Source organism: Polaromonas sp. P1_E3 (genome assembly GCF_056405935.1).
Genome location: NZ_JBFUBD010000005.1, coordinates 43,801 through 67,815, shown reverse-complemented (window position 1 = coordinate 67,815; position 24,015 = coordinate 43,801). Strand labels below are relative to the sequence as shown.

At 63.1% G+C, this 24,015-nt stretch carries 20 protein-coding genes; 14 read left to right on the top strand and 6 right to left on the bottom strand.

Annotated elements, in window-relative coordinates; all coding sequences use genetic code 11:
• Window positions 1-12: 12 nt before the first annotated feature.
• Both rocF and AC1D0Z_RS02325 read right to left on the bottom strand, forming a co-directional pair.
• The gene (gene rocF, locus AC1D0Z_RS02330; protein ID WP_477656631.1) at window positions 13-927 is read right to left on the bottom strand and encodes an arginase; all 915 of its coding nucleotides are present in this window, start codon (window positions 925-927) and stop codon (window positions 13-15) included.
• Window positions 927-2,015 (bottom strand): ornithine cyclodeaminase, encoded by a 1,089-nt coding sequence (locus AC1D0Z_RS02325; RefSeq protein ID WP_477656630.1) that lies wholly within the window; start codon window positions 2,013-2,015, stop codon window positions 927-929. Before AC1D0Z_RS02325 ends, rocF begins: the two co-directional genes overlap by 1 nt.
• Before the next feature lie 139 nt (window positions 2,016-2,154).
• Here AC1D0Z_RS02325 and AC1D0Z_RS02320 point away from each other — a divergent pair, with 139 nt between their 5' ends.
• From AC1D0Z_RS02320 to AC1D0Z_RS02285, 8 genes are all read left to right on the top strand, one after another.
• Window positions 2,155-2,577 carry an Lrp/AsnC family transcriptional regulator gene (locus AC1D0Z_RS02320; RefSeq protein ID WP_477656629.1) on the top strand — a complete coding sequence of 141 codons (423 nt, stop codon included), beginning with the start codon at window positions 2,155-2,157 and terminating at the stop codon, window positions 2,575-2,577.
• 33 nt (window positions 2,578-2,610) lie between these two features.
• On the top strand, window positions 2,611-3,699 hold the full coding sequence (gene holA, locus AC1D0Z_RS02315) for a DNA polymerase III subunit delta (protein WP_477656628.1): 1,089 nt from the start codon (window positions 2,611-2,613) through the stop codon (window positions 3,697-3,699).
• A 126-nt stretch (window positions 3,700-3,825) separates the two neighbouring features.
• Entirely contained in the window at window positions 3,826-5,148 is a 1,323-nt protein-coding gene (locus AC1D0Z_RS02310) for a glutamate-5-semialdehyde dehydrogenase (protein ID WP_477656627.1), read from the top strand.
• Between the two features lie 152 nt (window positions 5,149-5,300).
• On the top strand, window positions 5,301-6,596 hold the full coding sequence (gene gshA / locus AC1D0Z_RS02305; RefSeq protein WP_477656626.1) for a glutamate--cysteine ligase: 1,296 nt from the start codon (window positions 5,301-5,303) through the stop codon (window positions 6,594-6,596).
• A gap of 424 nt (window positions 6,597-7,020) precedes the next feature.
• Window positions 7,021-8,889 (top strand): potassium transporter Kup, encoded by a 1,869-nt coding sequence (locus tag AC1D0Z_RS02300; RefSeq protein ID WP_477656625.1) that lies wholly within the window; start codon window positions 7,021-7,023, stop codon window positions 8,887-8,889.
• A gap of 153 nt (window positions 8,890-9,042) precedes the next feature.
• A complete protein-coding gene (locus tag AC1D0Z_RS02295; RefSeq protein WP_477656624.1) occupies window positions 9,043-9,891 on the top strand; it encodes a creatininase family protein in 849 nt (282 codons plus the stop codon).
• 330 nt (window positions 9,892-10,221) lie between these two features.
• On the top strand, window positions 10,222-11,130 hold the full coding sequence (locus AC1D0Z_RS02290; protein ID WP_477656623.1) for an RNA ligase family protein: 909 nt from the start codon (window positions 10,222-10,224) through the stop codon (window positions 11,128-11,130).
• Window positions 11,127-12,269, top strand: a complete 1,143-nt coding sequence (locus AC1D0Z_RS02285) for an AAA family ATPase (protein WP_477656622.1) — start codon at window positions 11,127-11,129, stop codon at window positions 12,267-12,269. The genes AC1D0Z_RS02290 and AC1D0Z_RS02285 overlap by 4 nt, the downstream gene beginning before the upstream one ends.
• A gap of 32 nt (window positions 12,270-12,301) precedes the next feature.
• On the opposite strand, the gene AC1D0Z_RS02280 is transcribed toward AC1D0Z_RS02285, so the two are convergent.
• Together AC1D0Z_RS02280 and AC1D0Z_RS02275 are read right to left on the bottom strand one after the other, a co-directional pair.
• Window positions 12,302-13,726 (bottom strand): hypothetical protein, encoded by a 1,425-nt coding sequence (locus AC1D0Z_RS02280; RefSeq protein ID WP_477656621.1) that lies wholly within the window; start codon window positions 13,724-13,726, stop codon window positions 12,302-12,304.
• A complete protein-coding gene (locus AC1D0Z_RS02275) occupies window positions 13,726-15,009 on the bottom strand; it encodes an SPFH domain-containing protein (RefSeq protein ID WP_477656620.1) in 1,284 nt (427 codons plus the stop codon). The genes AC1D0Z_RS02280 and AC1D0Z_RS02275 overlap by 1 nt, the downstream gene beginning before the upstream one ends.
• A 208-nt stretch (window positions 15,010-15,217) precedes the next feature.
• Here AC1D0Z_RS02275 and AC1D0Z_RS02270 point away from each other — a divergent pair, with 208 nt between their 5' ends.
• The 4 genes from AC1D0Z_RS02270 to AC1D0Z_RS02255 all read left to right on the top strand — a co-directional run bounded on the left by AC1D0Z_RS02270 (window position 15,218) and on the right by AC1D0Z_RS02255 (window position 20,186).
• A complete protein-coding gene (locus AC1D0Z_RS02270; RefSeq protein ID WP_477656619.1) occupies window positions 15,218-15,943 on the top strand; it encodes a response regulator transcription factor in 726 nt (241 codons plus the stop codon).
• Entirely contained in the window at window positions 15,940-18,069 is a 2,130-nt protein-coding gene (locus AC1D0Z_RS02265; RefSeq protein ID WP_477656618.1) for a sensor histidine kinase, read from the top strand. Before AC1D0Z_RS02270 ends, AC1D0Z_RS02265 begins: the two co-directional genes overlap by 4 nt.
• 188 nt (window positions 18,070-18,257) lie before the next feature.
• Complete coding sequence (locus AC1D0Z_RS02260; protein WP_477656617.1) at window positions 18,258-18,716, top strand: Lrp/AsnC family transcriptional regulator; 459 nt, start codon at window positions 18,258-18,260, stop codon at window positions 18,714-18,716.
• Window positions 18,717-18,845: 129 nt separating this feature from the next.
• Entirely contained in the window at window positions 18,846-20,186 is a 1,341-nt protein-coding gene (locus tag AC1D0Z_RS02255; protein ID WP_477656616.1) for a PQQ-dependent sugar dehydrogenase, read from the top strand.
• 109 nt (window positions 20,187-20,295) lie between these two features.
• On the opposite strand, the gene AC1D0Z_RS02250 is transcribed toward AC1D0Z_RS02255, so the two are convergent.
• Together AC1D0Z_RS02250 and AC1D0Z_RS02245 are read right to left on the bottom strand one after the other, a co-directional pair.
• Window positions 20,296-21,441: a hypothetical protein gene (locus AC1D0Z_RS02250; protein WP_477656615.1), complete on the bottom strand. Its 1,146-nt coding sequence runs from the start codon at window positions 21,439-21,441 to the stop codon at window positions 20,296-20,298.
• Window positions 21,442-21,517: 76 nt separating this feature from the next.
• Window positions 21,518-22,186: a histidine phosphatase family protein gene (locus AC1D0Z_RS02245; protein WP_477656614.1), complete on the bottom strand. Its 669-nt coding sequence runs from the start codon at window positions 22,184-22,186 to the stop codon at window positions 21,518-21,520.
• 136 nt (window positions 22,187-22,322) lie between these two features.
• Between AC1D0Z_RS02245 and AC1D0Z_RS02240 the strand changes: the two genes are divergently transcribed.
• Both AC1D0Z_RS02240 and AC1D0Z_RS02235 read left to right on the top strand, forming a co-directional pair.
• Window positions 22,323-23,147, top strand: a complete 825-nt coding sequence (locus AC1D0Z_RS02240; RefSeq protein ID WP_477656613.1) for a cupin-like domain-containing protein — start codon at window positions 22,323-22,325, stop codon at window positions 23,145-23,147.
• Complete coding sequence (locus tag AC1D0Z_RS02235; protein WP_477656612.1) at window positions 23,148-23,969, top strand: hypothetical protein; 822 nt, start codon at window positions 23,148-23,150, stop codon at window positions 23,967-23,969.
• The last annotated feature ends 46 nt before the right edge of the window (window positions 23,970-24,015 follow it).

The window sequence follows — 24,015 nt, the reverse complement described above, 5'->3', positions numbered from 1 at the left end:
GCAGACGGGTTCTCAGGCCCGCATCAGGGTGCTCTTGCCGAAAAGGCTCTCGATCAGGTCGACCGCTACTTCGGCCGTGCCGTTGCGAACGTCCAGCGCCGGGTTGAGCTCCATCACGTCAAGCGAGCCGAGCAGGCCCGTGTCGGCAATCATCTCCATACAGAGTTGTGCCTCGCGGTAGGTGGGGCCGCCTTTGATGGCGGTGTCCACGCCCGGCGCGATGGAGGGGTCGAGGAAGTCCACGTCAAAACTCACGTGCAAATGGGTGTTGGCGTCCATGCCCGAGAGCGCTTTTTCCATGGTGTGGCGCATGCCCATTTCGTCGATGTAGCGCATGTCGAACACTTCCAGCCCCTCTTGCCGCACAAAGCGCTTTTCGCCTTCATCCACGCTGCGGATACCGATTTGCCGTATCGCCTTGGGGCTCATCGCGGGCACTTTGCCGCCTATGTTGGTGAGTTCCTCCGGGCCGTGCCCACACAGCACAGCCACCGGCATGCCGTGCACATTGCCGGTGGGCGTGAGCGCGTTGGTGTTGAAGTCGGTGTGCGCGTCCAGCCAGAGCACGCGCAGCGTCTTGCCTGTGTCACGGCAGTGGCGCGCCACCGCGCTGATAGAGCCGATGCCCAGGCAATGGTCGCCGCCCAGCAAGATGGGCATGTGGCCGGCCGAAAGGCTCTGGTACATCGCTTCATGCACCGACTTGTTCCAGGCGACCACTTCGTCCAGGTGCCGGTAGCCCTCGTCGGGCGGCAGCCAGGGGTTGGTGGGACCAGCGAGGTTGCCGGTGTCGACCACTTCCAGCCCCCGGCCGTGCAGCGCCTCACGGATACCGGCCACGCGCAAGGCCTCAGGACCCATGGACGCGCCGCGGCTGCCCGCGCCGATGTCGGTGGGAGCGCCAATCAGGTCGACAGAAGTGATCATCAACGTGCCATTTCAGGGATGGATGGAATGCGGGTGGCCCTGGCCGCAGGCGCCACGGCGGGTGCCAGCAAACCGAACAGGTTTTTGGGATCGTCAAGATGCGGCACCAGGTCGATCTGGCGGCGATTGACTTCGTCCGCCAGCTGCAGCTTGTGCAGGTAACGCAGGGCCGAATAGTCTTCCAGTGCGAAGCCGACTGAATCAAAAATCGTGACCTCGTCGGTCGATGCGCGGCCTTTGGCCGTGCCCTTGAGCACGTCGGCAAACTCGGCCACCTTGAAGTCCTCGGGCATCTGCTGGATCTCGCCTTCGATACGCGACTGCGGTTCAAACTCAACCACCACGCGGGCATCTTTGCGCAGCAGGATGTCGGCGTGAAGCTCGGTCTTGCCGGGGCAGTCGCCGCCGACGGCGTTGAGATGCATGCCGGGCTTGATCATTTCGGGCGTGAGGATGATGGCGTTGCGTTTGTCGGCAGTGATGGTGGTCACGATGTCGGCTCCTTGCACGGCCTCAGCCGCTGACTGGCAAATCGTCAAACGAAGGCCCTGCAGCCCCATGGCATGCAGGTTACGGGCCAGTTTATCGCTGGCTGCGGCGTCTATGTCAAACAGGCGCACTTCGCGTATGCCCAGCATGTGGTGAAAGGCAATCGCCTGGAATTCGCTTTGCGCGCCGTTGCCGATGAGGGCCATCACGCGGCTGTCCGGGCGGGCCATCCACTTCGCGGCCAACGCCGACATGGCCGCTGTGCGCAACGCGGTGGTGATGGTGAGTTCCGACAGCAGCAGCGGGTAGCCGGTGTCCACATCGGCCAGCACGCCGAAGGCGGTGACCGTCAGCAATCCCAGCTCCGTGTTCTTGGGGTGGCCGTTGACATACTTGAAGGAGTACTGGTGGCCGTCGCTCGTGGGCATGAGCTCGATCACGCCGTCCGGCGAATGGATGGCATGGCGTGCCGACTTGTCAAAGTCGTTCCAGCGCCGGTAGTCTTGCTCAATCTCGCCGGCCAGGCCTTCGATAAAGGCGGCAGCGCCGTGCTGACGGACGATTCTCTGAATGCTTTCAATGCCGATGTAATCAACCATGATGGGGCTCCCGTGTCTTATCTTGATTTCCATTGTCTGCAGCTGCCGCGTCAAAGAAAAGTCAGTAAGTTGCTCAAATTTATGCGTTGATTGATCAAATAGTCAGTTCCAACTGGCGTTTCGCCAATAAAATGGACATATGGACGACACCGACCTACAATTGCTTTCCCTGCTGCGGGACGACGCACGGGCTTCTGTCGCATCCATCGCCAAGGTTTTGCGCGTTTCCCGCGGTACGGTGCAAAACCGTCTGGCCAGGCTGGAGGCCGATGGCACCATCACCGGTTACACCGTGCGCCTCAAACCCCAGGCCGAGGGCCACCGCATACGCGCCTTCATGACGGTGGCGGTGGAAGGCAACCGCACCGACGCAGTGCTGGCCGCCCTGCGCGGCGACCCGGCCGTGAGCGCCCTGCACACCACCAACGGGCGCTGGGATATGGTGGCCGAGTTGCAAGCCGACAGCCTGGAAGCCTTTGACCGTGTCCTGAGCCGCATTCGCCTGCTGGAAGGCATTGCCAATACCGAGACCAGCTTGTTGCTGTCGACCACCAAACTCTGACTTCAAACTCACGCCACCCACTAAACTCCCGTCATGAATCTGGCCCCCGCCCAACTCCAGGAACACCTCAAGCGCGGCTTGAAAAGCCTGTACACCCTGCACGGTGACGAACCCCTGCTGGTGCAGGAGTTTGCCGACGCCCTGCGCGGGGCGGCGCGCGAGCAGGGCTACACCGAACGCACGGTGCACACCGTGGCCGGCGCACATTTCGACTGGAGCGAAGTGCTGGCCAGCGGCGGCTCGCTCAGCCTTTTCGCGGACAAGCAGATCGTCGAAATCCGCATCCCCAGCGGCAAGCCGGGCAAAGACGGCTCGGTCGCGCTGCAGCAGATCGCCGAACGCGCGCAAGGCGACGACTCCACGCTTACGCTGGTCATGCTGCCGAAGCTGGACAGCATGACGGCCAAGGGCGCGTGGTTCGGCGCGCTCGAAAGCTTTGGGGTCACCGTCAAGTTCGACCCGATTGACCGGCGCAGCCTGCCGCAGTGGATTGCCCAGCGCCTGCAGCAGCAAGGCCAGCGTGTAGCCGCCGGCGAAGAAGGCCAGCGCACGCTGCAGTTTTTTGCCGACCGGGTGGAAGGCAACCTTTTGGCCGCCCACCAGGAAATCCAGAAACTGGGCCTGCTGTATCCGGCCCAGTCCGGCGGCAGCGACGGCATTCTCACTTTCGACCAGGTCGAAAACGCCGTGCTCAATGTGGCGCGCTACGACGTCTTCAAGCTCTCTGAAGCCGTGCTGGGCGGCCAGTCGGTGCGTGTGGCGCGCATGCTCGACGGCCTGCAGTCCGAAGGCGAGTCCGAAGTGCTGGTGCACTGGGCACTGGCCGAAGACATCCGCAGCATGAAACGCGTGAAAGATGCCATTAGCGCCGGCCGCCCCATGCCGATGGCGCTGCGTGAAAACCGCGTCTGGGGCATCAAGGAAAAACTGTTTGAACGCGTGCTGCCGCAAATCGGCGACACCACCCTGGCCAACCTGCTGCACGCGGCGCACAAAGTCGACGGCATCGTCAAAGGCCTGAAGCAGCCCGACTGGCCGGCCGACGGCTGGCAGGCGCTGCACCGGCTGGCGGGCATGGTGTGTGAGCAATGCGCCGCGCCGGGGCGTGCCAGGCAAGCGTAGCCCCCTCGGGGGGCAGCGCAGTACGCGAAGCGACAAGCGTGGGGGCAGCACCTACTGCGCCGGGCCGCCCCAGGCAGGCATAGCCCCCGGCACGCCGCGCCCGCTTCAGAAGCCTAAAATGGTGCGATGAACGCGCCTGACTCCCACAAAGCCCTTTCTTCCTCCAGCGACCTCGCCACCGATGTCCCGGGGTTGATGCAAGCGCTCGGGTCCAAGGCAAAAGTGGCGTCGGCCCAGGTGGCGCGCGCGCCAGCAGCTATCAAAAACAGAGCGCTCCTGAACCTGGCCGCCCTGCTGCGCCAGAACCTGGCGGCGCTGGAAGCCGCCAACCGGCGCGACCTGGAGCGCGCCACGGCCTCAGGCCTCGCCGCGCCGATGTTGGATCGCCTCAAGCTCACCCCCAAAATCATTGAAACCGTGGCGGTGGGTTGCGAGCAGCTCGCCGTGATGCCCGACGTGATCGGCGACATCATCGGCATGAAAGAACAGCCCAGCGGCATCCGCGTGGGGCAGATGCGTGTGCCCATCGGCGTGTTCGGCATGATTTACGAGAGCCGGCCCAATGTGACGATTGAAGCCGCGTCGCTCGCCATCAAAAGCGGCAACGCCTGCATCCTGCGCGGCGGCTCCGAAGCGATTGAATCGAACAAGGCGCTGGCGGCCTTGGTGCAACAGGCGCTCATCGATGCCGGCTTGCCGGCCGATGCCGTGCAGCTGGTGCCCACCACCGACCGCGAAGCCGTCGGCCACCTGATCGCCATGCCGCAGTATGTGGACGTGATCATCCCGCGCGGCGGCAAAGGACTGATCGAGCGCATCAGCCGCGATGCCAAGGTGCCGGTCATCAAACACCTGGACGGCAACTGCCATGTGTATGTCGACGACCCTTGCGACATCGACATGGCCGTGAAAGTGGCCGACAACGCCAAGACGCAAAAATACAGCCCCTGCAATGCCAGCGAGGGTTTGCTGGTGGCGCGTGGTGTGGCGGCGCAGTTTCTGCCGAAGATCGGTGCAATTTATGCGGCCAAGGGCGTTGAAATGCGCTGCGATGCCGAATCGCAGGCCATCCTGGCGGGCGTCAAGGGCGCCAACCTCAAGGCCGCGACCGAGCAGGACTGGTACGAGGAATACCTCGCGCCCATCATCAGCATCAAGGTGGTGGCCGGCATTGACGAAGCGATCGCCCACATCAACCAGTATTCCAGCCACCACACCGACGCCATCCTGACGCGCGACCACATCAACGCCCAGCGCTTTTTGCGCGAGGTGGATTCCGCCAGCGTGATCGTGAATGCGAGCACCCGCTTCGCCGATGGATTCGAGTTTGGGCTGGGTGCCGAAATCGGCATCAGCACCGACAAGTTCCACGCGCGGGGGCCGGTGGGCATTGAGGGGCTGACGTCCCTTAAATACGTGGTGCTGGGGCAGGGCGAAGTGCGTTCCTGAAGCCATGCCGGGGCGCGAAGCCGGCCCCCGGATTTTTGGATGGCTTGCGTTGGCGTTACCCCTTGTAACTCGCTGAACCCATCCCAATCTCCCTAGAATTCGGTCAGATATAACCGAAGCAAATAACAGAATCCCTCATCGAAAGTGGCCGAATGGTTCCGCACCTCATCACCGCCCTGAACGGCCCCATCAACGAACTCGAACAACGTGTCCTGGACTCCACACCGGCGATTGAGCGCTGGTTCCGGCTGGAGTGGATGGAGCACACGCCGCCGTTTTACAGCTCGGTCGACATCCGCAACGCCGGCTTCAAGCTGGCCCCGGTCGACACCAACCTCTATCCCGGCGGCTGGAACAACCTCACGCCGGAGATGCTGCCGCTGGCGGTGCAGGCGGCCATGGCTGCCATCGAAAAAATCTGCCCCGAGGCGCGCAACCTGCTGGTCGTGCCCGAGAACCACACGCGCAACAGCTTTTACCTGTCCAACGTGCTGCAGCTCAAGCGCATCTTTCACCAGGCTGGCCTCAATGTCCGCTTCGGCTCGCTCAGCTCCGACATCAAGGAACCGACCACGCTGAATCTGCCGACTGGCGAGACCATCACGATCGAGCCGCTGATCCGCACCGACCGCCGGCTGGGCCTGAAAGACTTCGACCCCTGCACCATCCTGCTGAACAACGACCTGTCAGCCGGCATCCCCGGCATCCTGGAAGACCTCAATGAGCAGTACCTGCTGCCGCCGCTGCATGCCGGTTGGTCGGTACGCCGCAAATCGCGCCATTTCAAGGCCTATGAAGAAGTCTCCAAGCGCTTCGGCAAGCTGCTGGGCATAGATCCCTGGCTTATCAACCCGATGTACGCCCAGTGCGGGGAGGTCAATTTTGCCGAAGAAACCGGCCTGGACTGCCTCACCACCAATGTCGATGCGCTGCTGACCAAAATCAGGCGCAAATACAAGGAATACGGCATCAACGAAAAGCCTTTCGTGGTCGTCAAGGCCGACAACGGCACCTACGGCATGGGCATCATGACGGTGCGCGATGTGAAGGACCTGGACAACCTGAACCGCAAGACCAAGAACAAGATGAGTACCACCAAGGACGGCCAGGCGCTGTCTGAAGTGATCATCCAGGAAGGCGTGCTGACCAACGAGCGCGTGAACGACGCGGTGGCCGAGCCTGTGGTTTACATGATGGACCGCTATGTGGTCGGCGGCTTTTACCGTGTGCATGCCGAGCGCGGCGTGGACGAAAACCTCAACGCGCCCGGCGCCAGCTTTGTGCCGCTGGCCTTTGCAGACAGCGGCCGGCTGCCGCAGCCCGGCGAGAAGCCCGGCTCCAGCAACCCCAACCGTTTCTATATGTATGGCGTGATCGCGCGGCTGGCCATGCTGGCCGCGAGCTATGAGCTCGAAGCCACTGATCCTGACGCCGAGGTTTACGACTAGGCACACCCCTATCGTTCTCACTTCGCTACGCTTCGTGTAGTGCCGTTTCCCCTTGCAGGGGACCGCCGCAAGGCATCCGGCAAAGCCGGCCTGCCTGCGGCCGCCTGGAAAGTCGGGGAGCTTATGTGTCCGCGACGGCCAGAATTAGGAGTCTTTTAGGCCTCTAGCCCAAGCAGGCTGTGCGCAAGCAGCTATTAAAAAAGTAGCGCCCATAATTCACCTGCCTGCGCTGGCTTTCCCGGCATCAGCGGGGCCGGGTTGTTACAAGTTGTTGCGGTGCAACAAAATCCGGATTAGTTGGATTTAGGGATGTCCGCCGACTTGCAAGCCGGGTACCTGGGCGCAAAATAGCGTTCCCAAAGGTAACCATTCCCGCCGCTCTGGACCCGCTTGAACGGGCCGAGTGCAAAGACGGGAAGTTTTTGTGTCCAGTAAAAAATCATCACTTGCGGCGCTCACCCTGGGCGCCATCGGTGTCGTCTACGGCGACATCGGAACCAGCGTCCTGTATGCCGTCAAGGAAGTTTTCGGTTCCGGGCATGTTCCCTTCACCCCCGACAACGTCTACGGCATCCTGTCCATTTTCTTCTGGACGCTGACCGTCATCGTCTCCATCAAGTATGTGGCGCTGGTGCTGCGTGCCGACAACAATGGCGAAGGCGGATTGATCGCCATGCTGGCGCTGGCCTCCACCGCGGTGAAGGACAAGCCACAGCTGCGCAAGACCCTGCTGATCGTCGGCATCTTCGGCACCTCCCTGTTCTATGGCGACGGCGTCATCACGCCGGCGATCTCGGTGCTCTCGGCCGTTGAAGGCCTGGAAGTTGTTTCCCCCGCCTTCAAGCAGGGCGTGATCCCAATCACCCTGGTGATTTTGTTTGCCCTTTTTGCGGTGCAAAAGCATGGGACGGCGGGCATTGGCAAATTTTTTGGGCCCATCACACTGATCTGGTTTGCCGTGCTGGCGCTGCTGGGCATTTCGCAGATCGTGACCCATCCCGAAATCCTGGTGGCAGTCAGCCCGCACTACGCCGTGATGTTCATGTGGAACAACCCTGGCACCACCTTCATCATCCTGGGCGCCGTGGTGCTGTGCGTAACGGGCGCGGAGGCGCTCTACGCCGACCTTGGCCACTTCGGCAAAAAACCGATTCGCCTGGCGTGGTTTTCCGTGGTCATGCCCTCGCTGGTGCTCAATTACTTCGGCCAGGGCGCGCTGCTGATCGGCAACCCTGCCGCGGTGAAAAACCCGTTTTTCCTGATGGCGCCCGAGTGGGCGCTGCTGCCGCTGGTGGGCCTGGCCACCATGGCCACGGTGATCGCCTCGCAAGCACTGATCACCGGCGCTTTCAGCGTGACCAAGCAGGCGATCCAGATGGGTTATTTGCCGCGCCTCAACATCCAGCACACCAGCGTGCGCGACACCGGCCAGATCTACATGCCCTTCGTCAACTGGGGCCTTTTTATTACCATCGTGCTGGCGGTGGTGATGTTCCGCTCGTCGAGCAACCTGGCGGCTGCGTACGGCATTGCGGTGTGCACCGACATGCTGATCACCACCATCCTGACTTTCTATGTCATCCGCTACGGCTGGAAGTACCCGCTGAGTTTGTGCATTGCGGCCACGGGCATCTTCTTCCTGGTCGACTTTGCGTTCTTTGCCTCCAACCTCATGAAGCTGTTTGCCGGCGGCTGGTTCCCGCTGTTGATTGGCGGCGCGGTCTTCACGCTGATGATCACCTGGAAGGAAGGCCGGCACCTGCTCAACGAAAAGCTGCGTGCCGATGCGATTGACCTGCCCAGTTTCCTGGATGCCGTTTTCGTCAGCCCGCCGGCGCGTGTCGAGGGGACGGCTGTGTTCCTGACAGCCGAACCGGGCAGCGTACCGAATGCGCTCCTGCACAACCTCAAGCACAACAAGGTGCTGCATGCGCAGAACCTGTTCGTGACGGTGCGCAATCACGAGATTCCCTGGATCGGCATGAACAAGCGCCTCGAAATTGAATCGCTGGGCCACGACTGCTGGCAAGTCAACGTGCACTACGGCTTCAAGAACGACCTGGACCTGCCCAAGGCCCTGCAGCAGATCAAGGGCAGGGGCTGCGAGCTGGAATCGATGACAACCAGCTATTTCCTCTCTCGCGACACCGTGATCCCGACCATCGGCAGCGGCATGGCGCCTTGGCGTGAGAAGCTGTTTGCGCAGATGCACCACAATGCCAGCGGTGCCGCCGACTTCCTGAACCTGCCGAACAACTCCGTGGTGGAGCTGGGCAGCAAGATCGAAATCTGAACATTTTCCGAAGAATTTGACCCGCAGGCCAGTAGTGACGGGCGCAACCAGCTATTGAATTAATAGCGCGTGTGTCTCCGTGGCGGGGAGGTTTTCCCGGGCCCTGCCTTAGCCTGTTGCCGACGCGGCGCCCGGATAGCAGAAAATACCGTCATGACTCTCAAAGCCGCCCACCCCACACGCTTCTGGTCCGACTTGAAGAGTCCTGACTTTGCCGGCCTGGATTTGACCCGCTGCATTGCCGTGCTGCCCGTGGCGGCGATCGAACAGCACGGCCCTCACTTGCCGCTCAATGTGGATGCGACCCTGGTGGAGGGCGTCATTGCCGCTGCCTTGCCGCATTTGCCGCAAACGCAGCCGGTGCTTTTTTTGCCCACGCAATCCGTGGGCTTCAGCCCGGAGCACGGCCGTTTTGCCGGCACGCTGACGCTGAAGGCCGAAACCGTCATCCACCTCTGGACCGAGCTGGCCGAATCCGTTGCGCAAACAGGTGTCAAGAAACTGGTGCTGCTCAATTCGCATGGGGGCCAGGTTGGGCTGCTCGATGTGGTGGCGCGCGACCTGCGGGCGCGGCTGGGCATGCTGGTCTACAGCGTGAACTGGTTCAACCTTCCGCTCACAGGCGAGGACGGCAAGCCAGTGAATGATTTGTTCAGTGCCGAAGAGCACCGCTTCGGCATCCACGCCGGCGAGATCGAAACCTCCATGATGCTGGCGCTCAAGCCGGATCAGGTCGACATGGCCAAGGCGCAGAACTTTCACTCTACCTCGCAGGATCGCGCCAAAAAATTCAGCATCCTGGGCGACGGCCGCAGCGCCAAGCTGGCCTGGCAGATGCAGGACTACAACCCCCAGGGCGCGGTGGGCAACGCGGCCGCCGCCACTGCCGACAAAGGCCGGGCCCTGCTGAATGCAGCCGGGCGCAGCCTGGCGCAGCTGCTGGTGCAGATCGACCAGCTGCCGGCGGATACCTTGCGCCTCCACACACCGAACCCAAGCTGAACCAGGCTGACCAGGTTGTTGTTTTGACGCCATCTTTGGCTTCCAGGCCTCGCGGTCAGGGCTTGTTTTGCTTAAACTCTGCGGCTTTCCTTTCACCGCACCTTCACGGAGTTCACGTGTTTTTCATCGTCGCCATCCTCTAACCGACGCCCGCCACCCGCTCAGGCCAGTGGACTGATTCCATCAGTTGCCCACTCCCGGTCACATGAGCAGGCCGCCGCCGAAGCCGGACGTGCCCATGCCGCCAATGCCATTGCGGCGCATGCCATCCTCCCGCCCCGCAGCGCGCAAGCACGTCGTCGGTTCATTCCACTGAACCAGGAGACGACCATGTCTGCATCTTTCTCGTTGCCCCTTGAAGGCAACACCCCTGTCCAGTCGCTGGACATCCTCAAATACCCGCGCACACCGCACATAGAAGGCTCACGCCTGCAGCCCGGCGATGAAGGGCAGGATCACACTCCGCTCGCGTCGCTGAAAGGCCGGCACGCCGTCTTTGAAGAAAAACTCGACGGCGCCAACGCCGCGGTTTCGTTTTCCCCTGCGGGCCAGTTGCTGTTGCAGTCGCGCGGCCATTACCTCACGGGGAGCAGCCGCGAGCGGCAGTTCGCGCCGTTCCGGCAATGGGCTCACGCGCAGGAGGACCGCCTTCTCTCCTTGCTGGAAGACCGCTATGTGATGTACGGCGAATGGCTGTACGCCAAACACTCGGTCAGCTACGACCGGTTGCCGCACTACTTCTGCGAGTTTGACATTTTCGACAAGCATGAACAGCTGTTTCTGAGCACACCCCGCCGGCGCGCTTTGCTGGCAGGCTCGCCCGTGGTAAGCGTGCCGGTCCTGCACGAAGGCCTGTTGCCCATCCGCGCAAAGGCTTTCCCGGCGATGATGCGCCGGTCCCTGGCCAAAAGCCCGGCGTGGCGGCAAGCGCTGGAAAGCACCGTGCACCGTCAGAGACTCGACCTCGGCTTGTGCTGGAAACAGACCGACAAGTCGGATCAGGCGGAAGGGCTTTACATCAAGCTGGAAGACGCGCAGCAGGTGCTGGCGCGCTTCAAATGGGTAAGGCCCGACTTTGTGCAGACCATCCTGGACTCCGGCTCACATCACAGCACGCGGCCCATCGTGCCCAATGGCTTGGCGCAAGGCGTGGACCTGTTTGCGCCGTTGCCAGCCGTCGGCTGGCCGGAAGCTGGAAGGCCTGAAGCCGGCACCTGGGAGCAGGAGACCTGGTCATGAACTACTTGCAAATCCAGTCCTTGTGTCCGCAGGGCGACGGGAAGACCTACGACTGGGCTGAGTGCTGCGACGTATTCCCCCGGTTGCGCAGGCTGGAAACCACGCCGCAGAGCAGCCGTTACCACGCAGAAGGCAATGTGGGCATCCATACCCGCATGGTGCTGGACTGCCTGCTGGACTCCGCGCACTATCGCAGCGCTGATGCGGGCAGGCGTGAAGTGCTGTTTTTGTCGGCGCTGTTGCACGACCTGTGCAAGCCGGAGACCACGGTCACCGATCCAGTCACCGGCGATATCGGGCAACCTGGGCATTCCAGGCGGGGTGCCGTAGATGTGCGCGCCCTGCTGTGGGAGGCCGGGTTCCCCTTCGACGCTCGCGAAGCCGTTTGCCGCATCATCGCCGCCCACCAGGTGCCGTTTTACGCCTTTGATTCCCGGCGCGGGGAAGCTCCCGAGTTCATTGCGCGGAAATTGTCCTGGGGTGTTTGCCTGGCAGACCTGATCTGCGTGGCGCGTGCCGACATGCAGGGACGTATCTGCGTGGACCAGCAGGCCCGGCTCGACGACATCGATCTGTTCGAAGAACTTGCCCGTGAGGACGGATGCCTGGACCAGCCCCGGCAGGTGGCCTCAGCGCACACCAGGCTGCACTACGCGCGCGGTGCCCAGATCCACCTCGACAGCGCGCTTTTCCAGCCGGCAGGATCGTCCGTGACGGTGTTGAGCGGCTTGCCGGCATCCGGAAAAGACACCTGGGTCCGGGCCCATGCGCCCGGGCTCGACGTGGTGTCCTTTGACGACGCGAAGCAGGCATTGGGGTTGAAGCACGGCGAGAACGATGGCATGGCGGCGCATTGGGCGATAGACAAAGCCAAGGGTCTGCTGAGGCAGAAAAAGCCGTTTGTGTGGAACGCTACCCACCTGAGCGAGCAAATGCGCAGCAAGACACTGGACCTCCTCTATGCCTATGAAGCGGAGGTTCGGCTGGTTTACCTGGAAGCGCCCGTGCAGGCCGTCTTCTCGCGCAACCAGAAAAGGGACTCCACGCTGTCGAACACGGCCTTGTCGCGCATGCTGCACCGCTGGGAAATTCCCCTTCCTTGGGAGGCGCATACCGTGACTTATCAGGTGGAGTCTTGACCGAGCCCTGAGGGGCGCCTGGTCGGCCTGCTTCACCGCAAGCTGACCGTCTGTTTCTTCCAGCCCGCGTCCTGCCATTTGCCGAAGGCCGCCAGCAGCGACGGGTCACCGGCCTGTTTCTCGGCCGTCAGGCTGTCCATGCGCGCCACCTCGAAGCTGCGGCGCAGGCGCCCGGCAATGCGAGTCTCGCGGGCCAGCAGCATGTGAGGTGTGCCGCGCACCCAGCCGGCAAATTCCACATAGCCCAACTCGGGGCCATTGCTGGAGGGCGGCAGCACCTCAATCGTCCATTGCCCGGATTTCTTGCGAAACACCCACAGCTCGCGCCAGGCGTCCAGCGGCTGCACCGCGAGCGCCAGGGCTTGACCATCCGGATGGGCGCTGGCGGACGCGGTCCACACGATGCCGTAGGTGCAGCGCCTGGCCACGGCCTCCTTGCCGGGTTTGCCGTCGCCCTTGTTCTCATACAGCGCCACGCAGGTTTCGCCGGCCTGGCCTGTCTCCGTGGCTAGCGTCAGTTTGGCGAAGCGGGGAAGCGCGGTTTCAGCGCCCCATCGCGAGGCGCCCACGCGAATCGCCGCGTCGTTGTAGTCCTGCCTGTCGTTGTCTGTCAGCTCCAGCTTGTTCACCGCCGCGAGTTCTGCAAGCGCACGCTGGGCCGCCGCCGTGGGCGCTTCGGCCCGGCGCGCCTGCTCGAACGCCAGGCTGGCGTGGACGCCGGCACGGCGCAGGCGCAAACGGTTTTTGCTGACTTCAGGCAACTGGGCGAACTGAGCGGCGCTGACCTTGTCCAGCACTTCGGCGCGCCACTGGTCTTGCGTGAAGCGGTCCTGCGGGTGCAGGTCGGGGCTCATGCAGTCGGGGCGGGTCACGGCCAGCGCGGCGCGTGCGCGTTGCTCGGCGTCGGATGGCAGCGCCAGCACACGGCGAAAGGCCTCACCGTTGTAGCAAAGCTGCATGCTTCCGTTCTGCTCATAACCCTTGAAGTTCACGCCATAAAAGCTGGCCACTTCCATGTGTGCAGAGATCACGTCACTCGTGGCCTTGCCGTGCTTCATGGAGGCGCGGCGCGCCAGGCGTTCGGCCATGGTGCCCAACGCATCAAAGGCTTCCGCGCCGATGGCGTCTGCCGGCGCGGCCTTAAGGTAAGCGGCCGTGTAGGCAATGCCCAGGGCTTCAGCGCCCGGGCTTTCGCGCAGGAAGCGCACCACCGAGAGGAGCTGCGGCGCGTCCTCGGCCTGCAGCGAGACCGTGCGCACCTGGCTCACGTGGATGAAGCCCGCACGTTCGCGCCTGTGGTCGTAGACCTGCAGGTAGTCCATCCGCTGGCCGCGAATTTCCAGCGCATCACCCTGCCACAGGGCCGCCTGCTGCGCGGCCGAATCGCGCGGTGCGGCGCGCAGGGTGGCCTGGTCCTGCGTCACGATGGCGAGGGTCAGAAGTGCGGTGGTGATCATTATTCGGCCTCTTCTTTGTCGTTGTTGTCTTGCGTGCCGGCGCCGCGCGGCGCTTGCGCCACGGTGGGGCCGGCCTTGGGCGCACCGCCCAGCAGGCCCGCGCCCACAAAGCCGCCGCTGGTGGAGGGCGGGGCGATGATCACGGTGATCTTGTCGCTGAGCTTGTCGGCCATGGTTTTCTGGATCAGCAGCGGATGCCGCGTGATCAGCACCCCTTCGCGCGCCATCTGCTCGCTGTTGATCTTGCCCACGCGGTCCAGCCGGTAGGCTTCGGCATCCGCCAGTTTCTGGCGCGAGTCGGCTTCACCCGAGGCCTCGATGCGCCGCGCCTGGGCGCTGCCTTCGGCTGTGCGGATGCGCGACTGCTTGTCGGCCTCGGCTTCCAGCTGGCGCTGCTCGATCTGCTTTTGTTTGAAGGGCAGGACATGTTTCATGGCTTCTTCCTGGGCCTTGGCGGCAATCACCTGCTCACTGGCGGCAGCCTGCGCATTGGTTTCGCGGCGTACTTTTTCGGCCATCGCATCCAGCTCGGTTTCCTTCACGCGTTTTTCTTTCAGAGCCAACGTGTAGCGCATTTTTTCCGTGGCCAGTTCTTCGGCCAACAGCTTGTCCATGCCCTGGCGGTAGTCGGCCGGCAAGTCGACCTTGCCCATCTGCACCGTGCGCAGCAAGATGCCGTCGGCTGCGAGCTTGGGCTTCAGTTCAGCTTCGATGAGCTGCTGGATCTCGGCTCGCTTGCTTGAGAAGATCTCCCGCACGGTGTAGCGGGTGAAAGTTTTGTAGATCACGCCTTGCACGGCAGGCTGCACGATCTGGCCCGCGATGTCGTCTGGCAGGTTTTTCGACAGTGCGTTGACCCTGGCCGGGTCCAGCGCATAACGTACTGTGAGGTCCACGCCCAGGGACATGCCTTCGATCGACTGGAAGGGCGAGGGGCCATCGGCCCGGCTGCTGCCTTCGGGACGGTAGACCTGATCGCGCAGCGAGAAGGTACGGACTTCGTGCAGGCCGGGCAGGAGCAGCAGCGAGCCTTCGCGGAACTCGTCGACGCCGCCGGTCAGCTGGTTGGTGCGAATCGCCACGTCGCCGCGCGCCACCGACTCCATGGGGGGGTGCGCCCACAGCAGGTAGCCGGCTGCGCCCGCCGCGGCGGTGGCGATCATCAAGCCGCTGGCGCTGGCGGCGCGCTGGACGCCTGTGGCAGCAATACGGCGGGTGCCGCGCACTCCTCTGGAAAAGATGGCGCGGATGCGCAGGGCAATGCGGGTGAAACGTAAATTCATGATGGGCTCCTCCGTTGGGTTTGGCGAGAGGCGCGGGTTGCACTTTCTCTGGCCTCCATTGTTCGAGTCGGGCCCGGAGCATTCAATGCGCCTGCGCGGTGTCTTTGCGCGGTTTGGCAGCAGCAACCCTCCGCCAACGGAAGAAACACTCACACGGGCTGGCGCAGGCCACACCCATAATGGCGGCAACCCTTTCTGCCGAGGCCCCATGACCAAAATTGCCGTGATCGAAGACGACCTGCCCATGAGCAACCAGCTCAAGGGCTGGATTGAATCGGCCCGTCCGGGCATCCAGGTCGACCAGTGGTTCAACCGCGACGATGCCGAAGCGGCAGTTGCCCGCGAAGGCTACGACGCGGTGGTGCTGGACATCGAACTGGGACGTGAACGCCACGCCGGCGTGGCCATCATCAACGCCATCAACAAGCAGCGGCAGGGCACGCCGGTGCTGGTGGTCTCCGCCATGCCGGCCGCCATCTACCGCAGCATCATGAAAGCCCTGGACGCCTGGGACTACCTGCAGAAAACCACCTTCGAGGAAGCCGACTTCATCGAGACCTTCCTGGACATCCTGCGGACCGCCAACGCCAAACCCGCAGGCAAGGCGCCAGCCGTCGACAGCCAGGAACTGCAGCTGGATCCGCTGCGCCAGAACACCGCCATCTGGCGCGGCCAGCGCGTGAACCTGCCGCTGACGGCGCAGCGCATCCTGGCGGCGTTGCATGCCCGCCGCGGCGAGGTCGTGAGCTATGACGACCTCTACCAGGTGGTCAAAAGCGGGCGCAACCGCGACAACATTCGCAAGCACGTCAGCACGATCCGCGACGCGTTCAAGGAAATCGATGCGGCCTTTGACGGCATTGAAAACGTCCCGATGCGTGGCTTTCGCTGGGCCGAGGCACCGGAGCCCCCGCGCGGCAAAGGCAAGGTGTGAAGCTGCCCACCCGCCTGGATGTCGAGCGCCTGTTGCCGGCGCGCGTGCCCTTCGGCCTGCGCGCATTTTTTCGCGGCGCTTTTTTGCTGCTGGCATTGGCCACCGTCGCCCTGGCCATCGCTGTGTTGCAAGACGAAAAGGAGCGCAGCTACCGGAATTACCAGGACGGCTTTCGCAAGAACCAGGCGCAGATCGCCGCCAAACTGCGCCATCCGACGGGACAACTGGTGCTGCTCAACCCCACGGCCTACGAGCGTGAGGTGACGCCGCTGCGCCCGCTGGTGTTGCCTTTTTCGGCCCTTGATTTCGACGATCGCAACAAGGCCCAGCAGGCAGTCGAGATGGCCGGCTGCCTGGTGCAATATCCCGACGCGGCCTCGATGTGCGTGGCCGTCGGCAATAACCCCTTTGCTGGCGGTTTTCTCTATGCCGTCGGCAGCTTCAACAGCGGACCCTTGGTGTCCCACACTTCGGGCACGCTGGACTTGAGCCTGGCGCATCGCGCCCGCATCACGGTCGACATGCGCGGGCAGCGCTACCGCTGGATAGCGCCCTTCCAGGCCATGCAGGCCGTGGAAGAGGGCCGTAGCGCCATACCTTTTGCCAACACCCGAGGGCGGCTGGTGGGCTTTGTCGACGAGGGCCCGATCACGCCGGCCAGCCGGCCCGTGCGCGATTTTCGCGGCTGGCTGTGGCAGGACAGCCGCTGCGTGGATGGCACGCTGGGCACGGATCCGGAGTGCGCGCGGCGCGCCTTTGTCAGCGTGCGCCTGCCGGTAGAGCTGTTTCGCGAGGCGCTGTTCTCCAAAGGGCCGGCGGGCATCGTCTGGCCGCCGGCCGACCTGGATCAGATCAAGGTCCAGGTGGAAATGCTGGCCCCCGGCGATGGCAAGGCTTTATTTGACAGCAACAGCCAGGGCGCCACAGCACCTTTTTCGTGGTCCGAACTGACCCCTTTGCTGCTGCCCGGCGAGAAATTGCGCATCCGTAAGCTGGGCGCCGCGGGCGCCAGCACGGACGTCGTATCGCTGTCCGGCATGGAGACGACGGAGCGGTCGTCTCCCCTGATTGCCTGGCTGATCCGCCGCCTGCAAGTGGAAGGTTACGACGCACCTGTCACGAGCGCCGACATCATCAGCACACCGCTCGGGCGTTATGAACTCTCGCTGACCGGTGACATTCGCAGCGTCAACAAGGCCCTCACGGCCGTGGCCACCCGTGTGTCGTGGTTTGTAGGCGGCATGCTGCTGGCCATCTTTGTGACCTGGCTGGCCATTGAGCTGCGCATCATCCGCCGCATCACCGAACTCACCCGCCGCGCCGCCACCGTGTCCAAGGGCGTGCGCGCCAGCGACAGCCTGGCAACGGTTGACCTGGCCGACCTGCGCGGCGGCGACGAGCTGGGTGTGCTGGCTGGAGGCCTGCAGGACCTGCTGCAGCGCGTGAACGAAGACGTGCGCCGCGAACAGATCCGTGTGGCCCAGGAAAAAGACACCTGGCACGCCGTAGGCCATGAAATCATGTCGCCCCTGCAATCGCTGATGGTGCTGCACGGCAGCGCCGACGACCCGGCGCATCGTTACATCAGCCGCATGCAGCAAGCCGTGCGCGTGCTGTACGGTAGCGCGTCCCCCAGCGAAGCCTTTGAATCCACCGCGCTCAATGTGCAGACACTGGATGCCAATGAATTCCTGAGCCATGTGGCGCGCAACGCCGCGGCGGCCGGCATTCCCGATGTGGCCTTTGATCCGCTGGCCCATCCGGTCAGGGTGCGTGCCGACGAGTATTCATTGGAAGACGTGGTCTCGCATGTGCTGCGCAATGCTGATCGCTACCGTTTGCCCGGAAGCCTGATCCGCGTCACGCTGTCGCAGCATGCGCACGAAGGCACCGCGCCTGAGGCGCTCATCACTATCAGCAATCAGGGCCCGCAAATCGAGGCCGGCATCGTGGACAAAATTTTCGAATACGGCGTGTCTGACCAGCCCGACGCGGGCGCAACAGGCCAGCGCGGGCAGGGCCTGTTTGTCGCCAAAACCTATATGGCCAAGATGGGTGGCACCATCACCGCGCATAACCGGGACAGCGGCGTTTGCCTGGAGTTGCGGCTCCAGTGCGCGACCTGAAAAAATCAAAGCCCCCAGCAAGCGGTAACTCACTGGGGGCTTTGTCTTGCCAGGCGGACCGGTAAGTTCGCTGCCATGGAGGAAAGTATCTCCGGGATGGGGCCGAATAATTTCCCTGATTTGCCGCTGAATCTGAGAAAAACAGATAAAAAATCTCTAAAACTCAAGTTTTCAGATAAATTATCTGGATGGACATTTTAGACCGGAAAATCCTTCAGGTTTTGCAGGCCGATGCGCGCACCAGCCTGCAAGACATCGGGCAGGCCGTAGGCCTGAGCCCTTCGCCCTGCTGGGGCCGCATCAAGAAGATGGAGGAGGCCGGCGTGATCGAGGGCTACACGGTGCGGCTCAATGCGCAGGCGCTGGGCCTGGGCGACACGGTGATGGTGCAGGTCACACTCGACAGCCACTCTGACAACACGCTGGAGAAATTCGGCGAAACGCTGGCGGCGATTCCCGAGGTGGTCGAGGCTTATCTGGTGTCCGGCGAGTACGACTACCTTTTGCGCATTGCGGTGCACGACACCAAGGACTACGAGCGCCTGTTGCGCGAGCGGCTCTACAAGATCAAGGGCATACGCCACAGCAAATCCAGCTTTGTGCTGCGCACCCTCAAAAAGGCTGACCTGCCCCTGCTGCCGGGCTGAACAGGAAGGCCGGCGCTGACAACGGCCGGCGCGGCCGACTGACAGCTGCGCCGGCCTCGCTCCCCCACACTGACGAAGGCCCGCGCTTTGCGGGCGCCGGCACTGCCGGCATTTTTTTCAGGGGGTTCCATGCGATCAACAACCTGCCAACGTACCTTGCGTGTTTCAGCGTTGTGCGCGGTGCTGGCCTGCACACTGGCCGCGTGCGGCGACACGGCCCTGTTGCCGCCGGAGGCCGGTATGGGAGCCAATCCAACCCTGCCCAAACCCAACAAGACCTTGTTCCCGACGGTGAACATCGCGCCGGCCAAAGGCTGGCCCGAAGGTGTCATGCCCACGCCGGCCGCCGGACTGGGCGTCACGCCATTGGCCAGCGGGCTGGAGCATCCGCGCTGGGTGCATGTACTGCCCAACGGCGACGTGCTGGTCGCCGAAAGCAATGCGCCGCCCAAGCCCGAAGACGGCAAGGGCATCAAGGGCTGGGCCATGAAACTCGTGATGGGGCGTGCCGGCGCCGGCGTGCCGAGCGCCAACCGCATCACCTTGCTGCGCGATGCGGACGGCGACGGCAGGGCTGAAGTCCGCACGGTATTTCTGGACAAGCTGAACTCGCCCTTTGGCATGGCACTGGTAGGCAATGATTTTTACGTGGCCAATACCGATGCCGTGGTGCGCTTTCCCTACCAGCCGGGGCAGACCCGCATCACAGCCGAACCCGTCAAGGTGGTGGACCTGCCCGCCGGCCCCATCAACCACCACTGGACCAAAAACATCATTGCCAGCCCGGATGGCAGCAAGCTGTATGTCACTGTCGGCTCCAACAGCAATGTCGGGGAGCGCGGCATGGAAGCCGAAACCGGCCGAGCCGCCATCTGGGAAGTCGACCCAAAAACCGGCAGCCACCGGGTATTTGCCTCAGGCTTGCGCAACCCCAACGGTATGGGCTGGGCGCCTGGCAGCGGCGCGCTCTGGACGGTGGTGAACGAGCGCGACGAGATCGGCAGTGACCTGGTACCCGATTACCTGACATCGGTGCGCGATGGCGCGTTTTACGGCTGGCCCTACAGCTATTACGGCCAGAACGTGGACGAGCGCATGAAGCCACCGCGTCCGGACCTGGTGGCGCAGGCTGCTTCGCCAGACTACGCGCTGGGCTCCCATGTCGCGCCGCTGGGCATGGTGTTTTCTGAAGGCAACGCACTGCCGGCGTCACTGGCCACGGGGGCCTTCATCGGTGAGCACGGTTCCTGGAACCGCATCCCGCACAGCGGGTACAAGGTGGTGTTTGTGCCGTTTCGCCAGGGCTTGCCGGCCGGGTTGCCGGTGGATGTCCTGACGGGTTTCCTGAGCGCTGAAGGGCATGCGTACGGCCGGCCGGTGGGTGTTGCCATGGACAGGCGCGGCGCGCTGCTGGTGGCTGACGATGTGGGCAACGCGGTCTGGCGCGTCAGCAGCAGCCAGCCGCAATAAAGGCTCCTGATTCCCGACGCGATGGATTGAGGAGAAAAGTGGCTGTAGCCCTTGTGGAGTGGGCGCAAGCAGCTATTGATTTTGTAGCGGTGACGCTATTAATATCGCGTCAATCAGCCGGCAGCACCATGTCGGCGGTGCCCGGGCAGACCCAGCGGGGATGTTCCCGCGAGGTGTCTATGCAACCCCCCGATGCATACACGCCCTTGGGCTCGCGCATGCGCAGCATCAGGTCCAGGATCCGCGCAGTCTCGGCCGGGTCGGCGCTGGAGGCCTTGACCCCGGCCTCCACGATGCTTTCGTTGATGCGCAACTCGCCCGCCTCGTCGGTGTAGGTGGCATGCCGCCAGTGGAACAGTTCCAGGCATTTGGCCGTCAGCGTGTAGGGTTGCTCGCGTTTCCAGAAGTTGGTGAACAAGCCGTTGCCGATGTAGAACACCCACGAACCCTCATAACCCGAAACATCCGAGGAATGTTCATCGGGGTTGCGAAACCACAGGCGGTCGCCGGGCACGTAGTACTTCGGCGGCAGCGGCTGGTCCATCGTGCCGTACTCGCGCAGGAACACGTCGTGGAATTTGCCCGACATGATGGCGCGGCGCTCCCAGCGCTGCTGCAGCGCGGCCAGCAAGGCCGGGTTGCAGTTTTCGAGTTCCTGGGCGATGGCCAGCAGGATCACGTATTCGGTCGCGCGGTAGCAGGAAAAGGAATACAGCTTGCCCGAGGCCTCGGGCTGGGTGGCTTTTTCCAGGGCGGGGATCAGCGCGTGGCCGGGTCTGACGGTAAAACCCGCGTCTTCCGAGTAGGTCCAGCAGTCCTCCGGCCGGTTGACTTCGGTCGTGTGGAATTCCAGGGCCGTCTTGCGCGCGGCCAGCACGATATTGCGGCGTATGCGCACGGCCGATACCAGCTCCGCATGGCTGGGAAACTCAAAAGCGACCGGGCTGAGCAGCATGGCCAGAAGAATCTCGCGCTCAAGGTCGTCGCTGCTGTTCAGCGTGTCCAGCTGTAGCCGCTGCGCCAGACCCAGGGTGTCCAGGCCGGGCGCCCATTGCGCGGCAAGGCCGTCCGGCAGGCAAAAGCTTCTTGCGGCGGCACCGCCGGGGGAAATTTCTTTGGTTTCGACCGCGTCCTGCAGCCCGAGCCTCTCCAGCTGCACCAGGAAGCTGTAGGTGGCTGCTGCCAGTGCGCCCGCAGTTTCACCGTGAAAATGAATTCCGACAGGACGAAGGCTGGGCATCAGGGCGGCGGTCATGCTGCCGCAAAGTATCTTTGCTTGTGCCCAATCCGGCAATGGCGGAAAAACCACGAAGCCGGCTGCAGGGCGCCCGTCAGGCGTAAGTGACCCAGCTTGCGTGTTCGGGCGCATCCAGGTGCGGCAGGGTGTTGTAGGTCACCAGCATGTGCCGCTTGGGGGTAAAGGCGAATTCGGTGAGTGAGCAGTTGCGTATGCGCAAGTTGAGCTCTATCGTGGTTTCAGGGCTGGTGCCCAGTACATGGCCCACGGCGGTCGAGATGGGCCCGCCGCTGGAAACCAGCAACACATTGCCGGTATAGCTGCCGCGAATGTGGTCCAGTACAGAGGTGACGCCCCCCACGAACTCGGTGTAGCCCGGCATGCCCTTGGGGCTTACCACGCCGGCCATCCACTGCGCCAGGCCGTCGCGCAGCAGGCGGAAGTGACTGCGGTATTCCTCCGGTGTCGCCGGCTTTTCGAGCTTGTGCGGGTAAATGGCGCCAATCACGGCATGGCTGTCGTATTCGTTCAGGCCGGGCCGCTGCTCGGCCTGCATGGGAGCGCCCATACCCTCGCAAATCCCCGCAAAGGTATTCACCTGGCGCTGCAGCGTTCCGGTGAAGGCTGCGTCGAATGTGATGCCCTTGTACTTGAAGTATTCCCCCAGGCGCACGCTTTGCTGGCGCCCCATGGGGCTGAGCACGTCGTAGTCGTCTTCGCCAAACGAGGCCTGGCCGTGGCGCACGAGGTAGAGGGTTCCCATGGGCAAATTGTGACGAATCGCAGACTGCGTGCCAGTCGCACGCGCGACCGGCGAAACAATAACCCACCTGGAAACGGCTTGTCACGCAATTGCAATGTGCATGCCCCATGCTTGCATGGTCACGCCATGAATGCCAATGATTCCAGACATCGACAACCGCCTTCTCACGCCTGTTGATGAATGTCATGGCCCGCGCATCGTGACCCGGAATGCGCAGGCTCCCTGCGTGATGCGTGGCGCCGCCTCGCAGTGGCCCGCCACACATCGCTGGACATTCGACTTCCTCGCAAGACAGGGCGCAGACCGCCCCGTGAAACTTGTTGTCGGCAATCGGGAGCTGGATGAAACAGGATTCACCCAGTCGACCTTTAGCCAATACGTTGGAGGTCTGGCGTCGAGCGGGCCGATCCCGGAAAGCGGCGCCAAGGCCGCGTATCTGAAAGAGTTCGATCTTCTCAATGAATTTCCCGAACTTCGAAAAGATGTGGATACGCGCGCGTTGCTTCCGCCACACCAGTACCTCGCCAGCAGCGCATGGATTGGACCGCAAGGCGCCCACACTGGCCTGCACCATGACTTGCTGGACAACCTGGCTGTCCTGCTCCGCGGTGCCAAACGGTTTTATCTGGCGCGGCCCGGTATTGTTGAGTCACAAAGCGCCCTGTCTTCAAAGTACGACCGATGGGCGCGACTGGCGGATATCGGGATCCAGGATCTTGCCCGCGCCAGGTTGCCGGAAAAATCCCTTTTTGTGGCCGACCTTCACCCAGGTGACGCCATCCATGTTCCGAAGGGCTGGTGGCACGAAGTCGTCAATCTGAAAAGCAGCATCTTCCTCAGCGGGTTCTTTGGACCGGTGCCGCATGTCGTGGGCCTGTGGCTTCTGACAGGCGTGCGCCAGTGCATCCACGAGGCCATGCCCCGGGATGGCAGGCGATGCACTTGCCACCCGGCCGCCTGAATGAGCCTGCGCCGCGTCAACTCCATACAAAAGGAACCCGTTTTGACCAGAGCCTTGGCATACCCAAAACGCCGCTTCACGACCCGCTTCCTGCGAGTGGGCGACATCCCCGCATTGCTGGATCTCGAGCGCAGGCAATGGACGGCCGATCAGGCGGCCAATAGTGCGGACTTCCGCTTGAGAATCGAGGCGCATCCCGACCTTTGCGGTGGCGCATTCTGCACCCGGACCGGCGAACTGCTTGCCTCCGTCTTTACCAAGCCCACGCACGATGCGGAGTGGACCGCGCCAGGCAGCTGGGCGCAAAGTGCGAACCTGGACAGCCGGTTCGCGGGGGAATCTTCGCAACGGGGACGGACGCGATGCATGTTCGGCATCAGCCTCACCAGCGTGGAGCCCCGCGCCGCTGCGCAGCTTGTGGCGTTTTACTACCTTTATCTGCTCAAACGCGGGTACAGCGAGATATTCCTGGGTTCACCCATGCCCGGACTCAAACGTTACCTGCAGCGTCACCCGGATGTGCCTGTTGAAACCTACGCACGGACTACAAGGTCAGGGCTGCCCATTGATCCCCAGTTGCGTTATTACCATGGCAAGGGCATGAAGACGATCGTTGCCATCCGCGAGAACTACTTCCCGCACGAGGATTCCTGTGATTACGGCGCCATACTGAAAGCGCGTGTGCCGTTCCGCCGTCTTGCCCCGCTGTTCAGGCTGGTTCCGGTTCCCGTGTTGCGAACGGTGGCAGCGCTGGCGCCACGGTTCGCGCTGCCAGCGGACGAGGCGTGCGCCAAGCCAGATGCATCTTCCGGGACCGCCTGAAAAAGACCTGCGCTGAACGCTTGGCTCGGTGCCTGACCTCCCCGAG